This is a genomic window from Lachnoclostridium sp. An138 (genome assembly GCF_002160765.1).
Classification (GTDB): Bacteria; Bacillota; Clostridia; order Lachnospirales; family Lachnospiraceae; genus Laedolimicola; species Laedolimicola faecalis.
Map to the genome: position 1 here is coordinate 1 of NZ_NFLF01000012.1, position 18,886 is coordinate 18,886.

At 52.4% G+C, this 18,886-nt stretch carries 18 protein-coding genes and 1 pseudogene; 4 read left to right on the forward strand and 15 right to left on the reverse strand.

Features of this window, described 5'->3' with window-relative positions:
- Positions 1-169 precede the first annotated feature (169 nt).
- The 9 genes from B5E82_RS10780 to B5E82_RS10820 form a co-directional block, all read right to left on the reverse strand.
- The gene (locus tag B5E82_RS10780) at positions 170-964 is read right to left on the reverse strand and encodes an ABC transporter ATP-binding protein (RefSeq protein WP_087307560.1); all 795 of its coding nucleotides are present in this window, start codon (positions 962-964) and stop codon (positions 170-172) included.
- Positions 957-1,877 (reverse strand): ABC transporter permease subunit, encoded by a 921-nt coding sequence (locus tag B5E82_RS10785; RefSeq protein ID WP_087307664.1) that lies wholly within the window; start codon positions 1,875-1,877, stop codon positions 957-959. Before B5E82_RS10785 ends, B5E82_RS10780 begins: the two co-directional genes overlap by 8 nt.
- 197 nt (positions 1,878-2,074) lie before the next feature.
- Positions 2,075-3,136, reverse strand: coding sequence for an ABC transporter substrate-binding protein (locus B5E82_RS10790; RefSeq protein ID WP_087307561.1), 1,062 nt, complete (start codon positions 3,134-3,136; stop codon positions 2,075-2,077).
- 288 nt (positions 3,137-3,424) lie between these two features.
- A complete protein-coding gene (locus tag B5E82_RS10795; protein ID WP_087307562.1) occupies positions 3,425-3,943 on the reverse strand; it encodes a hypothetical protein in 519 nt (172 codons plus the stop codon).
- Positions 3,933-4,808 carry a hypothetical protein gene (locus tag B5E82_RS10800; protein ID WP_087307563.1) on the reverse strand — a complete coding sequence of 292 codons (876 nt, stop codon included), beginning with the start codon at positions 4,806-4,808 and terminating at the stop codon, positions 3,933-3,935. The genes B5E82_RS10795 and B5E82_RS10800 overlap by 11 nt, the downstream gene beginning before the upstream one ends.
- Before the next feature lie 72 nt (positions 4,809-4,880).
- Positions 4,881-5,891, reverse strand: coding sequence for an NAD(P)H-dependent glycerol-3-phosphate dehydrogenase (locus B5E82_RS10805; protein WP_087307564.1), 1,011 nt, complete (start codon positions 5,889-5,891; stop codon positions 4,881-4,883).
- Between the two features lie 79 nt (positions 5,892-5,970).
- A complete protein-coding gene (plsY, locus tag B5E82_RS10810; protein ID WP_087307565.1) occupies positions 5,971-6,615 on the reverse strand; it encodes a glycerol-3-phosphate 1-O-acyltransferase PlsY in 645 nt (214 codons plus the stop codon).
- Between the two features lies 1 nt (position 6,616).
- Positions 6,617-7,942, reverse strand: coding sequence for a ribosome biogenesis GTPase Der (der, locus tag B5E82_RS10815; RefSeq protein WP_087307566.1), 1,326 nt, complete (start codon positions 7,940-7,942; stop codon positions 6,617-6,619).
- Positions 7,943-7,981: 39 nt separating this feature from the next.
- Positions 7,982-9,439, reverse strand: coding sequence for a DUF512 domain-containing protein (locus B5E82_RS10820; RefSeq protein WP_087307665.1), 1,458 nt, complete (start codon positions 9,437-9,439; stop codon positions 7,982-7,984).
- 149 nt (positions 9,440-9,588) lie between these two features.
- Between B5E82_RS10820 and B5E82_RS10825 the strand changes: the two genes are divergently transcribed.
- Both B5E82_RS10825 and B5E82_RS10830 read left to right on the forward strand, forming a co-directional pair.
- Positions 9,589-10,053 (forward strand): hypothetical protein, encoded by a 465-nt coding sequence (locus B5E82_RS10825; RefSeq protein ID WP_087307567.1) that lies wholly within the window; start codon positions 9,589-9,591, stop codon positions 10,051-10,053.
- Between the two features lie 230 nt (positions 10,054-10,283).
- On the forward strand, positions 10,284-11,462 hold the full coding sequence (locus tag B5E82_RS10830; RefSeq protein WP_087307568.1) for a ribose-phosphate pyrophosphokinase: 1,179 nt from the start codon (positions 10,284-10,286) through the stop codon (positions 11,460-11,462).
- 115 nt (positions 11,463-11,577) lie between these two features.
- Here B5E82_RS10830 and B5E82_RS10835 read toward each other — a convergent pair whose 3' ends face one another.
- Genes B5E82_RS10835 through B5E82_RS10845 form a run of 3 tightly spaced genes read right to left on the reverse strand, consistent with a single transcriptional unit; the run spans position 11,578 to position 14,124 of the window.
- Positions 11,578-12,336, reverse strand: a complete 759-nt coding sequence (locus B5E82_RS10835; RefSeq protein ID WP_087307569.1) for an inositol monophosphatase family protein — start codon at positions 12,334-12,336, stop codon at positions 11,578-11,580.
- Positions 12,327-12,920: a YdcF family protein gene (locus B5E82_RS10840; protein WP_242966309.1), complete on the reverse strand. Its 594-nt coding sequence runs from the start codon at positions 12,918-12,920 to the stop codon at positions 12,327-12,329. The genes B5E82_RS10835 and B5E82_RS10840 overlap by 10 nt, the downstream gene beginning before the upstream one ends.
- Positions 12,921-12,954: 34 nt before the next feature.
- A complete protein-coding gene (locus B5E82_RS10845) occupies positions 12,955-14,124 on the reverse strand; it encodes an aminotransferase class I/II-fold pyridoxal phosphate-dependent enzyme (RefSeq protein WP_087307571.1) in 1,170 nt (389 codons plus the stop codon).
- Between the two features lie 155 nt (positions 14,125-14,279).
- Here B5E82_RS10845 and B5E82_RS10850 point away from each other — a divergent pair, with 155 nt between their 5' ends.
- Entirely contained in the window at positions 14,280-14,642 is a 363-nt protein-coding gene (locus B5E82_RS10850; RefSeq protein WP_087307572.1) for a DUF1292 domain-containing protein, read from the forward strand.
- A gap of 116 nt (positions 14,643-14,758) precedes the next feature.
- On the forward strand, positions 14,759-16,240 hold the full coding sequence (locus B5E82_RS18495) for an RNA-binding domain-containing protein (protein WP_162610763.1): 1,482 nt from the start codon (positions 14,759-14,761) through the stop codon (positions 16,238-16,240).
- A gap of 36 nt (positions 16,241-16,276) precedes the next feature.
- Here the strand turns inward: B5E82_RS18495 and B5E82_RS18980 are convergent, their stop codons facing one another.
- From B5E82_RS18980 to B5E82_RS10865, 3 genes and pseudogenes are all read right to left on the reverse strand, one after another.
- Positions 16,277-16,510 (reverse strand): hypothetical protein, encoded by a 234-nt coding sequence (locus tag B5E82_RS18980; RefSeq protein ID WP_330398338.1) that lies wholly within the window; start codon positions 16,508-16,510, stop codon positions 16,277-16,279.
- Between the two features lie 307 nt (positions 16,511-16,817).
- A pseudogene (locus B5E82_RS18860) lies at positions 16,818-16,955 on the reverse strand (iron ABC transporter ATP-binding protein); the annotation flags it as partial.
- A gap of 95 nt (positions 16,956-17,050) precedes the next feature.
- Positions 17,051-18,883 (reverse strand): ATP-dependent helicase, encoded by a 1,833-nt coding sequence (locus tag B5E82_RS10865; RefSeq protein ID WP_087307574.1) that lies wholly within the window; start codon positions 18,881-18,883, stop codon positions 17,051-17,053.
- Positions 18,884-18,886: the final 3 nt, after the last annotated feature.

Below are 18,886 nucleotides of genomic sequence, written 5' to 3' on the forward strand. Positions count from 1 at the left end.
TTCTTTTCTTCCCATTTCAACCTCACTGCGAAAAAGTTTTTTGTAACATCTCTATTTTCGCAATGAAGCTGTGTATTTTCAATGGATTTAGTGCGAATTATTTTTACCTGTCAAAACTGCGCTTCCAGGGACACGGTTTCACACAATTTTTACACAGCCGGCTCTGGGCTTACGCCAGCATCATCCGGTCATTTGCGAACTCGCCGCCGCTGGCCTGCTCGAATTTTTCCAGCAGATCCGAAACCTTCAGCTTCTTCTTTTCCTCGCCGGACACATCATAGATAATATGGCCGTCATACATCATAATCAGGCGGTTGCCGTGAACAATGGCATCCTTCATGTTGTGCGTAATCATCATGGTCGTCAGATGATTTTCTTTTACAACCCGCTCTGTGGCCTCCAGCACCTTGGCCGCCGTCTTCGGGTCCAGCGCCGCCGTATGCTCGTCGAGAAGAAGAATGCTGGGCTTTTTGAGCGTCGCCATCAGAAGGGTCAGCGCCTGACGCTGACCGCCCGAGAGGAGCCTTACTTTCGTGGTCATACGGTTTTCAAGCCCCAGTCCCAGCGTGGCCAGACGTTCCTGATAATATTTGCGCTCCTTATGGGTGATGCCCGGCTTCAGAAAACGAAACTCCCCGCGTCTTGCCGCCAGCGCCAGATTCTCCTCGATCTGCATTCCCGCCGCGGTTCCCGTCATGGGGTCCTGGAACACACGTCCCAGATACTTTGCCCTCTTATGTTCCGGCAGCTTCGTTACATCCACATTATCAATAAAAATCTTTCCTTCATCCACCGGCCATACACCCGCCACCGCGTTCAGCATCGTGGATTTTCCGGCTCCGTTTCCGCCGATCACCGTAACAAAGTCGCCTTCCTTCAGCTCCAGATTCAGGCCGCTTAAAGCTGTCTTTTCATTGACTGTTCCCGGATTAAAAGTCTTCCAGATTTCTTCCATTCTAAGCATTGGAGGCACCTCCTCGTTTCACAGGTTTAGAAAAATATTTTCCCTTCAGATAAGGCACTGCCAGGAACACTGCCACTACAAGAGCCGAGATCAGCTTCATGTCGTTGGCATTCAATCCCGCCGTAATGACAATCTGATATACCACCCAGTAAATAATCGCGCCAAGTACTACAGAAACCAGTTTGAACGCAAAATTCCGGCTGATTTTTCCAAACAGCACATTTCCGATAATGACGGCTGCCAGACCGATAACGATAGCGCCGCGGCCAGCGTTCACATCCGCAAAGCCCTGGTACTGAGCATAAAGGGCGCTGGAAAGGGCTACGATTCCATTGGAAAGCATCAGGCCTACCAGCTTGCTGGTATTGGTGTTGATTCCCTGAGCCCTGGACATGTTTTCATTGTTTCCGGTGGCCCGGATGGCGCAGCCCAGATCCGTTCCGAAGAACCAGTACAGAACCGCAATCAGCACAATCACAAAAAGGACTGATACAAAGATCGTATTCTGATAAAAGGGCACGTCTCTGACCCAGCGCAGAGAAACAATCTGATCATATTTTCCAAAGGCCAGAGCCACATTTGCCTTCTCTCCCATAATCCGCAGATTGACGGAATACAGCCCCAGCTGCGTCAGAATTCCTGCCAGAATCGCCGGGATTCCCATAGCTGTATGGAACAGTCCCGTCACCAGACCGGCAGCCATACCTGCCAGAAACGCCACAAACAGAGACACACCTACCGAATGCCCGCTCTGCATCATAACGATGCAGACTGCTCCGCCTGTCGCCATCGTACCGTCCACGGTCAGATCCGCCAGATCCAGCACCTTATAGGTGATGTAGACGCCAATCGCCATAATTCCCCAGATCAGGCCCTGCGCCACAGGGCCCGGAAGGGCATTGATAAACTTCATAATTTCCACCTTATAATTCCTCCTGCCTGTATAATACCGCTTCTCTATCTAAAAAAGCGTACAATCTTCAATAGTATATCAAAAAGCAGCAAAAAAGGAAAGTCCTTTTTTGCTGCTTTTTACTTTTCCATTTACCGGTGGTTACTATTCGCTGCCGATGTGATTACGGCAAGCTATGCTTGTGCTTAAGCTTCCGCCTATTCCGCAGCCTCGATTGCCACATAGTCATCCGGGATAGTCACGCCCATAGCCTCTGCCAGCTCCGGATTGTACTTCTTTGTGAACTCGGGAGCATACTCAATGGGCATCTCGGAAATATCGGCCTCTCCGGTCAGAACCTGTACCGCCATATTTCCTGTAGCCACGCCCAGGTCATAGTAGCTGATGGAAAGAGTCGCTACGCCGCAGCCTGAGCAGATGCCTTCCTCACCCGCGATAATCGGCACCTGAGCCGGCTCGCAGATATTGCGGATAATCTCCGTATTGGAAGCTACTGTATTGTCTGTCGGAACGTAGATAACGTCGCTTTCCTGCGCCGCTGTCGTAGCTACTGCCGCCAGATCGTTGGAGTCAGAGAAAGAATACTGGGTGCAGGTATAGCCCATTTCCTCCAGATATCCCTGAACCGTGTCTACCTGGTACTGAGAGTTTGCCTCTGCGGAACAATAGAGAAGTCCTACCGTCTCCGCGTCCGGGAACAGCTCCTGAAGCATGGCCGCCTGCTGATCCAGCGGAGCCAGGTCAGAAGTACCGGATACGTTGGTTCCTACCAGGCCGTCAAAATTATCGATATCAAGCGCTACGCCATACTCTGTTACAGAGGTGCCCAGAACCGGAATCGTATCGGTTCCCTGAGCCGCCGCCTGAAGGGGCGCCGTAGCGTTTGCGAGAATCAGGTCCACATTGTTGGATACAAACTGGTTGATGATCGTCGCGCAGGTAGCGGAATCGTTGGAAGCGTTCTGCTCGTCAAAAGTAACGTTCTCCGCCCCGAGAGCTTCTGTCACAGCATCCTTGAATCCCTGCGTCGCAGCATCAAGGGCTTCGTGCTGTACCAGCTGGCAGATACCGATTACATAGGAACCGTCTCCGGAAGCTTCTGCCGCATCCGCAGTCTCCTCTGTCTCCGCCGCGTCTGTGCTTTCTTCTGTCGTCTCTGATTCAGAAGCTGTGGTGTCCGCGCTGTCTGTGCTTCCGCCGCAGGCTGCCAGAGAAACGGTCATGCCAAGGGCCAGCATCAGTGCCAATAACTTTTTCATAGTAAATCCTCCTGTATCTCCTTTTCGCCATCCGGCACTTTTTCGCCACAACGCTGTGTCGCATTAAAGCGCCGCATCACTTTACACATTGTACCCCGGAAACAGCTGTTTGTCAATCGATTTTTTTGCTGAACGGTATCGAAAATGATAATGCCTGCTTTCTGATACCGCCATGGCTCCTATAAAAGACAGCCAAAAGCCGGACACTCCTGCCCGGCTTCTCTCTTTCTATATCTCTTTTTCTTCCTCTTCCGGCCTCCGTCTCCTGCCTCAGCCGGATAACCTGGCTCAGGACAGAATGACCCTCAGTTCTATCTCACTGCTGTCATAATTTGGCGCGTAGAAAGCTGAAAATTCCGACACTCCGTCTTTGACCTGCACTACCTGGGAAGCCTGTCCGGTCCGCCCGGCCGGGACAACCGGCTCATAGTACCCGGGGAAGAGACTCTCTTCCTCTTCTGTGTCTTCCGGCGTCTCCCAGTAATCATAGACGTCGTCATAATTTTCTCCTTCATAATACAGATAAGGCATTTCCCCGTATGCCGCTCTGTCTCCTTCGTTTCTCACAGAAAACTGAAGCTCATAAAAGGAGTAGCCTTCGTCCGCCTGGACGCCCTCATAGCTGCTGCCAAGCTCTGAGGCTCCCAGATATTCCACCACGCAATAGTCTTCTTTCTCTGCGCTGCCCACGCCGGGAAATCCTGTGCCGCCCGCGGCGCCTGTCCAGAAGAACAGCCCCAGAACCACAAAGACAATTCCGATGATCAGAAACACAGCAGATACGATCGTTCTTCCTCTATTCCGCATCTGTCAGCCCTCCTTCCGCTTCTGCTTCCGAAGCTTCAGTCTCCGGAACTGTAATCTGCAGATCCACATAGTGGGCCGCCAGGAGGTTTCCCCCATCCCATTCACTCCAGTCATACTCGTCAAACCAGATCCGGATCTCCTGCGCGTCCGCCTCTGTTACAAATCCGTACCAGCCGTCGCAGGAGCTCTCTCCCGAGAGATCCCAGCCGTCCAGCGCCGGCCGTGCGCCGAGCATCTGCCCGTAGGGCTCAAATTCATGAGCCGAAATACTGTTCCGGAAGGCTCTGTCCGCCTCAAGATACGGCTCTTTGATCCGGTTGTAATCCTCGTATTCTCCGTCGCTCTCTCCTGCCACATGCACGGCGATTAACTGCATTCCCTCTTCCAGGCCGGGAAGCGTCTCCTGATCCGCCAGCTTTACCGCCTCCAGCACCTGAAGGCTTCCCTGCTGAAAATCGAAGGTTTCGCCCGCCTCATGCGCAATCAGACGCAGCGTGTCATCCGACTGTGCCGCGGAATCCGCGGCCATAAAGATACTGGCTCCGATACCTGAGCCCAGGACCGCGAACCCCGCCACGAAAACGATGATGCTGAAGATCAGAAATCCTTTTCCTCTGCTCCCCGCCGTTTTCTTTGCTTCGGGACGCGCGGCGGCCTTCCGGACATTTTCCGAAGCTCCGGATAGTCCCTGAACGGGAGTATCCTGACGCCCCTCTTCGCTGTGAGCATAGCTGTCCCCAAACCGGTCATGCAGATCCTCATGGCGTTCTTCTCTCGTCTCCTTCTGATTGAAGCACCCGCATTTTGGACAGATTCCATAGTATTTCTCGTAATCAAAATTCTTATGGCAGTTATAGCAACGCACCCTTCCGGCCCCCTCTCAAGCGGACGTGTCTCCGCAGCTGTATTCCCCGTCTAATATCCTGTCTGCCTGTGTTCAGTTCCAGGGCAGCAGAGGATTCTCAATTTTCTTATCCCGCAGCATCAGATCCATAACCGCTTCTTTTGCCGGCTTATTCTCAAACAGAACCATATTCACCTGTTCAATAATCGGTATCTCCACATCATACTTGCGCGCAAGGGCCATGGCTGCCTTGGCAGAATATACGCCCTCCACAACCATCTTGACCTCGTCCATCGCCTCCTGCATGGACTTTCCCTGGCCCATCAGGTAGCCCGCTTTCCGGTTCCGGCTGTGAACGGAAGCGCAGGTTACAATCAGATCGCCGATGCCTGAGAGTCCGTTAAAGGTCTCCTGGCGTCCTCCCATAGCCACGCCGATGCGGCTCATCTCCGTAATGCCTCTGGTAATCAGCGCCGCTTTTGTATTATCTCCATAGCCAAGCCCGTCCGCGATACCTGCTGCCAGGGCAATCACGTTTTTCAGGGCTCCTCCCAACTCGATGCCGAGCATATCCGGGCTGGTATAGACCCGGAAGACCTGATTCATAAAAATATTCTGAATGAACTCCGCCGTCTTTCTGTCATGAGCCCCCGCCACGACTGTCGTCGGCAGGCCGCGGCCTACCTCCTCCGCATGACTGGGCCCGGACAGCACGGCCGCACGGCAGGCAGGAATCTCCTGCTCAATGATATCTGTCAGAATCATCAGCGTGCTTTCCTCAATTCCCTTCGCCACATTTACAATCAGCTGGCCCTCAGCCACATAGGGAGCCATAGACCGGGCTGTGCTTCTCGTATAAGGGGACGGAACAGCCAGCACCAGAAGGTCCTTCTCCTTTACTGCTTTCTCCAGATCTGTCGTGATGCAGATATCTTCCGGAATCTTTACGCCGGGAAGCTTATCCTTATGCTCATGCTGCTCGTTCAGCATGTCTACCTCATCCTTTGAAATGGACCAGACTGTTACCTCGTGTCCGTTGCCGTGCAGGAGCACCGTCAAAGCCGTTCCCCAGCTTCCCGCTCCGATAACGCCTACCTTTGCCATGATATTTTTCTCCTTTTGCTTTTATATTTCCGCGGACAGTGAGTCAAATCCCCTGCATGCCCGCATCGGGGTGCCTGACCTATTCTGCTTTCTCTCCCAGTTTTCTCTCCGTGCCGGTCAGAAGCCCGTGAATATTCTTTCTGTGGCGGAAAAGCGCCATTGCGCACAGAAAGACCGCGATTGCGTACATTTCATAGAGATGCCCCTGGGCAAGCCCCCATCTTCCTGTCACGCCGTACAGCACCACACCCACCGGAAGCCAGATGCTCACAAGAATGGAGCCAAGAGATACATACCTGGTGAGCCCCACGGAACCGGCGAACAGAATCAGCGCTCCCAGCGTCAGGAGCGGGTCCAGAGACAGGAACAGTCCTGCCGTGGCCGAGATTCCCTTGCCTCCGTGGAATTTCAGATAGCAGGGGAAATTGTGTCCCAGTATAACCCCAAGCGCCGCGTACATGCCCAGTAAGACGCCGATATTTTCACCCGGATAAAGTCTGTCAAAAAGAAAACGCACCAAAAGCACGGCGAATACGCATTTAAAGCAGTCGCCCAGGAAGGTAATGGCTCCTGCCTTCCAGCCCAGGGTCCGGAGGGCGTTCGTGGCTCCCGCGTTCCCGCTTCCATGCTCCCGGATATCCATGCCTTTCATCCGCCCGTAGAGATAGCTTGTCTGAAACAATCCAAATATATATCCAACAGCCACACATACCAGCCTAATCATCTTATTGCTCTCCCTTCCTTTCCCGAATCAGAAACCTCAGCCCTGTCCCGCGGAAGCCGAAAGCCTCACGAATCTTGTTCTCCAGATAGCGCGTATAGGAAAAGTGCATCAGTTCCCTGTCGTTTACAAAAATCACGAAGGTAGGAGGCTTTACCGCCACCTGGGTGATATAGAAGAGCTTCAGCCTCTTGCCCTTATCGGAAGGCGGCTGCTGCAGCGCCACAGCCTCCGTCATGATCTCGTTCAGAACTCCTGTGGCAATCCGGAGATTCTGGTTCTGAATTACCATATCTATCAGCTCAAAAAGCTTCGGCAGCCTCTGTCCGGTCACTGCAGAAATAAAGGTGATCTCCGCATACGGCATAAAGGACAGAATCGTCCGGATTTTATTGGTATATTCATAGACGGTCTTGTCGTTTTTCTCAATGGCGTCCCATTTATTTACGGCGATAATGATTCCTTTGCCGCGTTCATGAGCGATGCCCGCGATCTTCGCGTCCTGCTCGGTGACGCCTTCCGTGGCGTCAATCACCAGAATCACCACATCTGCCCGCTCCACGGCCGTCACCGTACGGATAATGCTGTAGCGCTCCAGTTCTTCTTTGATTTTGTTCTTCCGGCGCAGTCCCGCCGTATCGATAAAGATATAATCCTTGCCGTTCCGGCGCACTTCCGTGTCGATGGCGTCCCGGGTCGTTCCCGCGATATTGGAGACAATCACCCGGTTTTCTCCGATCAGTTTATTGATAATCGAAGATTTTCCCACATTGGGTTTTCCTACGATGGCCACCCGCGGTCTTTCATCCTCTTCCTCTTCCCCGCTTCCTTCCGGGAAATGCTTTACCACCTCATCCAGCATATCTCCGATTCCCAGGCGTGACGCGGCTGAGACGGGCACCGGATCTCCGATTCCCAGGTTATAGAACTCATACACGTCGCCCATGAATTTCTGAAAGCTGTCCACCTTATTGACAACCAGGACCACCGGCTTTCTGGACCGGCGCAGCATATCCGCCACCTTGGAATCCGAGTCCACCAGCCCCTGGCGCACGTCTGTCAGAAAGATAATCACATCCGCCGTATCAATGGCGATCTGTGCCTGCTCCCGCATCTGGGAGAGGATAATGTCGCTGCTGTCCGGCTCAATGCCGCCCGTATCAATCAGCGTAAAAGAATGGTCCAGCCAGGTGACATCCGCATATATTCTGTCTCTGGTAACGCCCGGCGTATCTTTTACGATAGAGATATTTTCTCCTGCCAGCGCGTTAAACAGCGTGGATTTTCCCACATTGGGACGCCCCACAATGGCTACTATCGGTTTACTCATATTATTTTTTCGTTCTCCTGTTCTGTATCATTTCTATCCTCAGGGACGGTGCTCATAGGGCTGCTTTCCCCTGCGCCCTGTCCCTGTCCGTTCCGGCTGCTCATCCTTCCCGCGGCCAAGCACAGCCTCCAGAAAGGCTTTTCCGTCTGATTTTACAATAGTTATGGGAACTTGTAAAGCCCCGGAAAGTTCTGCCGCCGTCATGTCATCGAGAAAAACATCTTCCCCATCCCGGAACATATTTTCTGTCAGAAGGAGCTCTTCTCCCAGATTCCGCCCGGAAAGCTGCTCTTTCAGATCCTGTCCGGTCAGGAGGCCTGCCACCGTGATCCGTTCACCGAAAAATCTGTTTTCGATTCCGATGACCTGAACCCGTATCTCCGGAACCTGTTCTTCTATCTGCTCCGCCGCCTCCCGCAGGATCGGAGCCGCCAGCTTTCCGGTGGCAATCGTCACAAGACGGGGCTCCTTCGAAGCCTGCGGCATGTTCCGATATTCCGGTGTCCCCGCTTTCTCCGGTTCGTTTTGTTTCTTCGGATTTTCCGGAGTTCTCAGCTTTTCCAGCTCTTCCCGGATCTCTTCCCGGAAAAGCCGTACCATTCCCACTCCGTTTTCCAGCTGCAGATAACCGTCATAGGACTCCGCTTCCGGAATCTCCTGCTCTGCCAGCAGATACCACTCATCGCCTGCATGGATAAAATGCGTCCCATGCTCCCGGTAAAGCTTCTCCTGCCAGCGGTGGATCAGCTCCAGCACTCCTCGGGCGTCCTCCTTCGTGAAAGGTTCCAGAGGATACAGCCCTTCTCTGTGGCTGGTAAGGCCCACCGGAACTACCGATACGCTCTGAAGATAAGGCAGATATCCAGACAGCTTCTCGATGCTGGCCTCCAGCTCCCTGCCGTCGTTGATTCCTTTGCAGAGCACAATCTGCCCGTTCATAGCCACTCCCGCCTCAAAAAAGCGGTCTGCCTTTTTCAGGGCCTCCCCCGCAAACCGGTTGTGCAGCATCCTGCAGCGAAGCTCCGGATTCATCGTATGGAAGGAAATATTGATGGGCTCCAGATGATAGGTAATGATCCGCTCCACATCTTCGTCGCTCATATTGGTCAGGGTCACATAATTTCCCTGCAGAAAGGACAGGCGGGAATCATCATCCTTAAAATACAGGGTGTCCCGCATCCCCTCCGGCAGCTGGTCGATAAAGCAGAAAATACATTTGTTGCTGCAGGAACGGTAATCGTCCATCAGCCCGTTTTCAAATTCTATGCCCAGATCGTCCTCGTATTCCTTTTCAATCTCCAGCTCCCACTCTTCTCCATCCGGCTTGCGCACGAGAAGCTCCAGGTATTCCTCGTTAATCAGATAGTGATAATCCAGCACATCCCTTACCGGCTGTCCGTTCACCGATACCAGCACATCTCCGGGAGCAAGCTCCAGCTCCTCCGCGATGCTTCCCGGCTCCACAGTCTTTATCACATGTTCTCTTTCCTTTTTCATAATTACCTCAAAATTATTTCCAGACTTTTTTCCATTTTTTATATGATACCCTACTTGAGGAGAAAAAGCAATCTGCAGCTTCTTGTCATACTGACACAATTCTGCTATTATCAGTATGTATACTATTTTCTCAAGGAGGGGAAATCATTATGGAAACCACAAAAAATACTCTGATACGCGCCGCATCCATCATGATGGCCATCTGCGCCTGTGTGGCAATCATCATCTCTGCTTTCAACATCTTCATTACCACAGGCCTCGTGGGAAATCTGAGCGCTGACCAGAGCGCTATGATAGAGTTAGAATCTCAGCTTGAGGGGCTTCTCTCTGCAGACCAGGCAGTGGGAATCTTCTCAGCAGTCATGTATGCCGCGCTGATTCTCATTGTGATTTTCAATGTGATGAAAATCATCGTCGGCATCGTAGGCTTCCGCAAGGCCGAGACAGGCACTACCTATTTTATCGCATGGGGAATCGTCCTTCTGGTATTCGGCGTCTTAAGCCTGGGCGGACTTTTCAGCCTGCTGGGTATCTGCAATCTGCTGGGCGGCATTGTGGCTCCGATTCTCTTCATCATCGGAGGAAGTCAGAATAAGAAGCGCGCGGTGCTCTGATCTGGCTCCGCTTTCTGTCTGAGGGTATCACGGGGACTGTTCTTACAGGCTTCCTGATATCCTCAACTTTTTCTTCCTGTCCACTTCGTTCACGGCAGCACTTTTTCTCTGTTTTTATTTCCAAAACTCGGAGTATCACTTGACGATATCCCCCTTAAAATGGTATAAAGTTAGTAGAGCGCATATATTACTGCGCCTGCTTTTATTATGTCATACATTCGGAGGGACTCATGTCAGACAACAATCAGTTTGAAAATATTTTACCGGTAGCGCCGCTGAAAATCGCAGCTCTGGAAAGCTGCCGGGAATTTGCGGAAAAAGTAGACCGCTACCTTGTGGATTTTCGTAAAACGGCCAATACCCAGCACAGAGACAATGTGTATTTTCAGAATTACGCAGAGGATTCTTATCTTATCGACTGCTCCTGCCCCCGTTTCGGCACCGGAGAAGCCAAAGGCCGTCTGGGCGAATCTGTCCGCGGAAGCGATCTCTTTATTATGGTAGATATCTGCAATTACAGCCTGACTTATACGGTCTGCGGCCATGAAAACCATATGTCGCCGGACGATCATTATCAGGACCTGAAGCGTATGATTTCCGCCGCCACCGGAAAGGCCCACCGCATCAACGTGGTCATGCCCTTCCTTTACGAAGGCCGGCAGCACCGCCGCACCCGCCGGGAATCCCTGGACTGCGCTCTCGCCCTTCAGGAGCTTCAGAATATGGGTGTCAAGAACATTATCACCTTTGACGCGCACGATCCCCGGGTACAGAACGCTACTCCGCTGAACGGCTTCGACAATTTCCAGCCGCCCTATCAGTTTATGAAGGCGCTGCTGCGCACAGAGCCGGATCTGAAGGTGGACAACGATCATCTGATGATCATTGCCCCGGACGAGGGAGCTATGGAACGTGCCGTCTACTTCTCCAACGTGCTCGGTATCGACCTGGGTATGTTCTATAAGAGACGCGACTACTCTACTATTATAAATGGCAAAAATCCCATCGTCGCTCACGAATTTCTCGGAGACAGCCTGGTAGGAAAAGACGTCATCATCATTGACGATATGATTTCCTCCGGCGGAAGCATGCTGGATGTGGCTAAGCAGATGAAGGAGCGGGGCGCAAGACACGTTTATGTGTGCTGTACCTTCGGTCTTTTCACAGACGGTTTCGAGAAATTTGACGAATACTATGAAAAGGGCTATATCAAGCGTATCGTGACTACCAATCTGAACTACCGCGACCCGGAGCTTCTGAAAAAGCCCTACTATACGGAAGCGGACATGACCAAATTCCTGGCCACGATCATCGATACCCTGAATCATGACACGCCGGTAGGCAAAATCAACACGCCTACAGAAAAGATCCGCAGGCTGCTGGAAAAGCAGCAGGCAAAGCCGGTTTAAAAAGCGGTTTACCGAAACACAAAACAGTGAAATGTATAAAAATAGGCTGCTGTGACTTCTTCTCCACAGCAGCTTATTCATTTTATCCTATTATCCTATTACCCTATTTACAAATTTACAGAAGTCCCCGAAGCTCCTCATGGAGCTTTCCATTCGTAGCCAGAATTCCTCCCGGTTCCACCGGATTCACAGCCGATCCGTCGAAGCGGGTAATCCTTCCTCCTGCTTCTTCCACCAGAAGCATTCCGGCTGCAAAATCCCAGGGCTGAAGCCGCGCCTCAAAGAAGCCGCCGATGCGTCCACAGGCCACATACGCCAGATCCATGGCAGCGGAACCTGTCCGGCGGATATCCTGGCACTTCATGAAAATGCGCTCAAATCTCTGGAAATTCTCATGGGCCAGCTCCTTCTGATAGGGAGCCGTTCCAATGGCTACGATGGTCTCTCCCAGAGTCCCTGCCTGAGCCGCATGGATGGGCTCTCCGTTCCGGAAGCTTCCCTTGCCCTTCTCTGCGTAAAAGACTTCTTCCCGGAAAGGATCGTAAATGACTCCCATCACGATCTCTCCCTTTTCATAAAGGCCCAGAGATACTGTGCTGTGCTGGTAATCATGAATCAGATTGGTTGTCCCGTCCACCGGGTCCAGAATCCAGAAAGTATCTGAGGACATGGCATGAAGCCCCTCTTCCTCTCCGAGAAACTGAATCTGGGGCGCCAGCTCGTAAAGCTTTTCTGAAAGGAACTTCTGAACGTTTGTGTCCACCTGGGTCACATAATCCGCAGGTCCCTTCACCTTGATATGATCAGCCATGTCCCGGTTCTGAATAAAGGGTTTTGCCTGTTTTACCAGTTCAATTACGTCTCTTATGTCCATCTTTTCTCCTCCTGCCGTTTCTCGGCATATTCCCGCAGTATCTCATGGAACTGGCTGCCGCAGCGTTCCAGCTCTCCAAGCACCACATCTATCTTTTCTCCGTCCAGAAACCAGTTATCCCGGCTGATATCCCGGGTCACAGTCGGACAGACAAAAAATTCGGTTTCCGGATACAGTACCTTGTAATAAAGAAGCGCCCGTCTCGCATGGCAGGCCTGAGGACAGAGAACCGCCCGCCGGACTGTCACACCAAGTCCATCCGTCACTTTTCGGGAATAAATCGCGTTCTCATAGGTAAACGTGGCCTGCTTCTCCTCCAGAATCCGCTCCTCCGGAACCCCCTCCCGTACAAGAATGTCCTTCAGAAAGTCCCATTCCGTCTCATACCCCGGAATCAGGCAGCGGCCCACCGGTTTGCTGTATCTGCCGGAAGGCAGCACAAAAGGCGCATAGCCTTTCCGGAAGAGCTCCGCCGCCGTCACAGCCAGTTCCCCCCGGTCTCCGCCGGGGATAAAGATGATATCCGCCTTTTCCGGTTTATGCTCCACAAAAATAAATTCTGTAATGTCCTGTACAAAATCCACGGCTCCGCCTCCCATAGGGCTTCCTGAAATCCTCTTAATCCAGAATTCCGCTTTCTCTGATTTTCTCCACTGCTTCCTCAATAACCGGAACCGGATGCACCAGCGCCATACGCACATAGCCCTCTCCCAGGTCTCCAAAGGCGCTGCCCGGCGTCACGATCATGCCGGTTTTCTCCATCAGCTCCAGCACAAACTGTTCACTGTTTTTATACTTCTCCGGCAGGGGAGCCCATACGAACATGGTTCCCTGGCTGTCAGGCACCTCCCAGCCAATGGAGCGCAGGCCCCCGCAGAGAGCGTGGTTTCTTCTCTCATACTCCCGGCACTGCTCCTTCACAGCTTCCTGTGGTCCGGTCAACGCCGCCACTGCCGCCTTCTGTACCAGAAGCGAGGTCCCGTAATCGATTTGGGAACGCACCTTCTGAAACTCATGAATGATGGCCCGGTTGCCTACCGCAAAAGAGATGCGAAGGCCGGTCATATTATAACTCTTGGAAAGAGAATAGAACTCAATCCCCACTTTCTTTGCCCCCGGATAGGACAGGAAAGACTTTCCCTCACGTCCGCCATAGATAATATCCGAATAGGCGTTGTCATGAAGAACCATAATACCATACTTTTCCGCGAAGGCAATCAGCTTCTCATAAAAAGCGTCATCTGCCACAGAGCATACGGGATTGGCCGGATATGATACAATCATAAACCGGGCTTTTTTCGCGGTTTCCTCCGGAATATCCGAAAAATCCGGAAGGAAATTATTCTCCGCGTACAGCGGATAGGTCTCGATTTTTGCTCCTACAAGCTCCGGTCCCAGGGAGAAGACCGGATAACCCGGATTCGGGACCAGCACCACGTCTCCCGGGTCACAGAGCGCAATGGCGATATGGGCCATTCCCTCCTGAGAGCCATAGAGCGACATGATCTCATCCTTTTCAAGCTCTACGCCGAAACGCTTCTGATAAAATGCCTGCATGGCTGAAAGAAGTTCGTCCCGGTCTGACAGGGCATATTTATAATTTTCCGGGTCCATGGCCGCCTCCGCTGCTGCCTGCATAATATGGGGTTGAGGCTTGAAATCCGGCGTTCCCACCGAAAAATTATATACCTTTCGTCCCTTAGCAAGAAGCTCTGCCTTTTTATGATCAAGAATCGAAAAGATTCCCTCCTGAATTCTTTCCGCTCTTCTGGAAAACTGAAATTCCATCTCTTTCTCCTCCTGTAAAACGCGTTCTTTTTTATTCTATTACAATTTCACAGATTGCGCAATCTCTCTTTTACTTGCTTTTCCCTGCCTTTTCTGATAGAGTAATAATGATCCCGGAAACAGGGATAACCAATTTGGCAAAAAGGAGAATAAATATGGCAGATAACAAATGCGATACCGCTTCCTGCGGCGGCAACTGCGATTCCTGTGACGGAAATATTACCGTTACTCTGACACTGGACAATGATGAAACTGTCGAGTGCGCGATTCTTACGATTTTCCCGGTGAACGGCCGTGACTATATCGCCCTTCTTCCTCTGGATGAGAACGGCGAAAACGAGGACGGAGAGGTGTACCTCTACCGTTATGACAACAGCAGCGGTTCTCCTGTCCTGGACAATATTGAGGACGACGAGGAATATGAAGCTGTAGCGGATATGTTCGATCAGATGCTGGATGCCGCCGAGTATGACGAGATGGTGGCTGCAGAGGACATCGATATCGAAGAAGAAGGCTAGGAAGGCCATTTCAGAGAGGGGGGCTGCCTGGACAGACAGATTTCTGTCCGGCAGCAGCTTCTCTCTTTTTCTTTCTGAACCTGATTGATTCCATGTCCGGAAAGGAGGCTTGTATTATGATAGACTTTTCCAACCTTGAGAAATACAGAGAAAATAACCGTATAGAAGCGAAACGGGCCCTGGGCGGCCTTCCGAAAAGCATCTGGGAAACCTACTCCGCCTTTGCCAACACCCTGGGCGGCATCATTCTGCTTGGAGTCGTGGAAGGAGCGGATAAATCCCTGCATCCGGTGGATCTGCCGGACCCCGGACGACTCATCGAGGAATTTCTCGACCTCCTGAACCGGCCCGAAAAAGCCAGCGCGAATATTCTTTCCGATCAGAATATCTCCGTAGAGATCGTAGAAGGCTGCCACATCATCGCCATCACGATTCCCCGTGCAGGCCGGCAGGACCGCCCGGTCTATATCGACGGAAATCCCTTTACCGGCACCTATTTAAGAAATGGAGAAGGGGATTACCGCTGTACGAAAGAAGAGGTCCAGGCCATGCTCCGGGAGGCCGCCAGAAAATCTCCGGATATGGATGTGCTGGAACAGACAGAGCCGCAGGCGCTGGACCCGGACAGCATCCACCGTTACCGGTCCCGCATGATCCTGCGGCATCCTGAACATATCTGGCAGGAGCTTGAAACCCCGGATTTTCTCTACAAACTTGGAGCTTTGGGAAAGGGACGGGACGGGAAGCTCCATCCGACTGCCGCCGGACTCCTCATGTTCGGATATGAATATGAAATCGTCCGGGAATTTCCGTCCTATTTTCTGGATTACCAGGACATGACTGTCAGCGAAAGCGGGCAGAAAAAATATCATCAGGTCCGGCGCATCGTGTCCTCCTCCGGAGACTGGAGCGGAAACCTGTTTGATTTCTATTTCCGGGCGTGCCGCGCCCTGGCTCCGGCCTGCGCCATACAGTCTTTGAGCTCCGCTATGGACCTTTCTGATATTTCCGGAGAAGATCCGGAGCTGGAAAGCGCAGAAAAAAGCTCTGTCCAGGAGGCTCTCCGGGAAGCCCTCACCAACTGCCTGATCAATGCCGACTACTGCGGAACCGGAGGAATCGTAATCCGGAAGGAACAGGACTCCCTTACCTTTTCCAATCCCGGAAGCTTCCGCATTCGTCTGGAGGACGCCAGAAGCGGCGGCATCTCCGACCCCAGAAATACCATGCTCTGCCGGATGTTCCATCTGATCGATATCGGGGAACGTACCGGAAGCGGTCTTTCAAACATTTACCGCATCTGGAAAAGGCAGGGCTGGCCCGCTCCCGTCATCATGCAGCATACCGATCCAGACAGGACCACCCTCTCCCTGGCTGTAAATCAGCCTCCGTCTTCTGCCGCCGTCTATCCGGATATCCAGAAGGCTGTCCTGATTAATTATCTGACAGAAAACGTCTCTGCCGGAACAAAAGAGCTGGCCGCCCTTCTTGATATCAGCCCCGCGCGCGTCAGAAAGCTGCTTTCTCAAATGGCCGCGGAAGAACTGATTATCAAAGAAGGAACGAACCGGAACAGGACTTACCGCCTGAAATCCTGAGCTCTATACCGGCTCCTATACCGTTTTTTGTTTCATTCAGGAGAGGAGCTCGGATTCCAGATCCTGGAGCATGATATCCAGGGCCTGGATTCCGCCCTCTGCCGTGTACCATACAGCCGGGTGGGCAAGATATACGATATTTCCATTCTTATATACATCCAGCTCCATCACCAGCTCATTCTCCACAATTTCCTTCGCCAGCTGGGCTCCGTCCGTGCCGATGGCCGCGTCGCGATCCATCACAAACAGATATTCCGGATTCTTCTCCACAATGAGCTCAAAGGAGGCTTCGTTTCCAATTGAAGCTTCCGCTGGTACACATACCCACGATGGCCGTCTTTTTGTCAGCAAAGTCTGCCAGCTTCTGGATTCTTTCCTCAAAGCTGCTCATCAGCTCTTCGATCTCCGCCTCTTTTCCGAACATGGACGCGATCACGGACGCATTGGAGCGCACGCTCTCCACCAGGCCAAGGCTGTCCAGAATATCCAGGGACGCCATGTCCAGAATCGCGATGCGCTGGGGAGCATAGGGAACCTCAAGCTCCGTCTTTTCGCCGTTTCCGTTCAGACTCTCAATCGTAATCGTCTCTGGAACCGCCCCCTCTTCCACTGTGCCGAACCGGGCAATCTTCCCGTCCACAAAGGCACAGATATAACCGGAATAAAAGGCCGCGTAGTTGATTTCATGGAGCACCAGCACCACGGCCTTTCCCATCAGCCGCATTCTTCCTCCTTTATAGTTAGTTTATTATAACTTTAAAGGAAACCAGCCTGTTTGTCAAGCAGACTGACAGAAGCCCCCGGAGGCTTTTATTCCTCCAGGAGCTCCTCCACAAACCGGCTTCTCTCTGCCTTTTTCCCATACAGCTTCTTTACGGAAAAGATGTACAGCAGTTCCTTTGCCCTGGTCATAGCCACATAGAACAGCCGGCGCTCCTCCTCCATATCTTCCTCGAAGACTGTCCTCCTGTGAGGCGTCACGCCTTCGTTGGCATCAATGATAAATACAATCCGGTATTCCAGGCCCTTGCTGCTGTGCATGGTGGACAAAGAGACGCTGTCTGAATTTTTTTCTCTCTCCTTTGCCTGGCGCGCCATCTCCTCCCGGACCCGGGTGATATGCTCCTCCCATTCCGTCAGCGTGGAAAAGCCCTTTGCCAGCTCGGCAAGCTCATCCAGCACCGCCAGGAGTTCTTCCGGATTCCTGCCCCGGTACTGGGCGTACTCTTTCAGGTAATCCTCGTAGCCGATGATATGGCGGATATAGTGGAGGGCCCCGGAAAGCGAAAGCCTCCCGGCCAGCTTCAGATCCTTCCGCAGTTTTTCGATCCGTTCGCAGACCCAGGGCTTATCGTCATACCAGGTCAGAAGGGCCTCCCAGGAAATCTCTTCGCTCTCTAGACACTCCCGCCCCAGATAGCGCTTGGGGCGGTTCATGATCTGCAGAAAATCGCTGCGCTTCAGGCTTCCTTTTGCCATATGGAGATAGGTGAACACATCCTTCACAATCCAGTGGTCATACAGATTCGGCAGGCTGTCCCGCATCCGGAAGGGAATCCCTTCGGAAATCAGCTCTTCCACCAGTTTCCGGGGCTGGGTGTTGGTCCGGAACAGCACCGCGATATCTCCGTAAGAGCCGCCCCGCTCCCGCCAGATTCGGATCTTGTCCAGGATACATTCGTACTCCTCATCCTGATTCTTAAAGAGGTGTGTAACTATCGCCGGTCCTTCCGCCTTCTGGGCGTGGATTTCTTTGGAAAACCGATCTTTATTGTGGACGATCACCCGGCCTGCTCCTTCCACAATCGGACGGGTACAGCGGTAGTTCGTGTCAAGCAGCACCCGCTTTGCCGCCGGATAATCCTCCTCGAAATGGAGCATGATCTGAGGCCGGGCTCCCCGGAACCGGTAGATGGACTGGTCATCATCTCCCACGATAAACAGATTGTCCTCTGGAGCCGCCAGCATACGCACAATATCGTACTGGAGCTGGTTGATATCCTGGAATTCATCCACCAGAATATACCGGAATTTTCTCTGCCAGGCTTTTAAGATATCCGGACGTTCTTTCAGAAGCTCGTAGCAGTAACCCAGCATATCGTCAAAGTCGATCTTTCCGCTGCGCCGCAGCCGGTTGTCATACTCATTGAAAATCGCAAGAAAGCTTTTGGAATCACAGGATACAGCCTTATAGGTCCGCAGATCCGGCCTTTCATTTTTCACCCGGCTGATCTCCGAGGCAATGCTGGACAGCAGCTCCGCCTCATCATCCGGCTCCAGCTTCTGCCGGAAGACCGCCTCCTTAAGAAACCGGTATTTTTCTTCCTCCCGGAGAATATTTTCCGAACGGTAGCCGTAGGCCAGCTTCAGGATCTGAAAAAAGACCGCGTGAAACGTGCCGAAAGACACTTTTGTGCTTTCGTCTCCCGTCATGCGGAGATACCGCTCCTTCATTTCCCGGGCCGCCGCCCTTGTAAAGGTGATAACCAGAATTTCTCCGGGATTGATATGACAGACCTCTGTCAGATACCGGACCCGCCAGGTCAGAACGAGAGTCTTCCCCGATCCGGGTCCGGCCAGAACCAGCATGGGACCGTCCCTGTGAGTAACGGCCTGCTGCTGCACCCTAGACAATTGACTCATAGA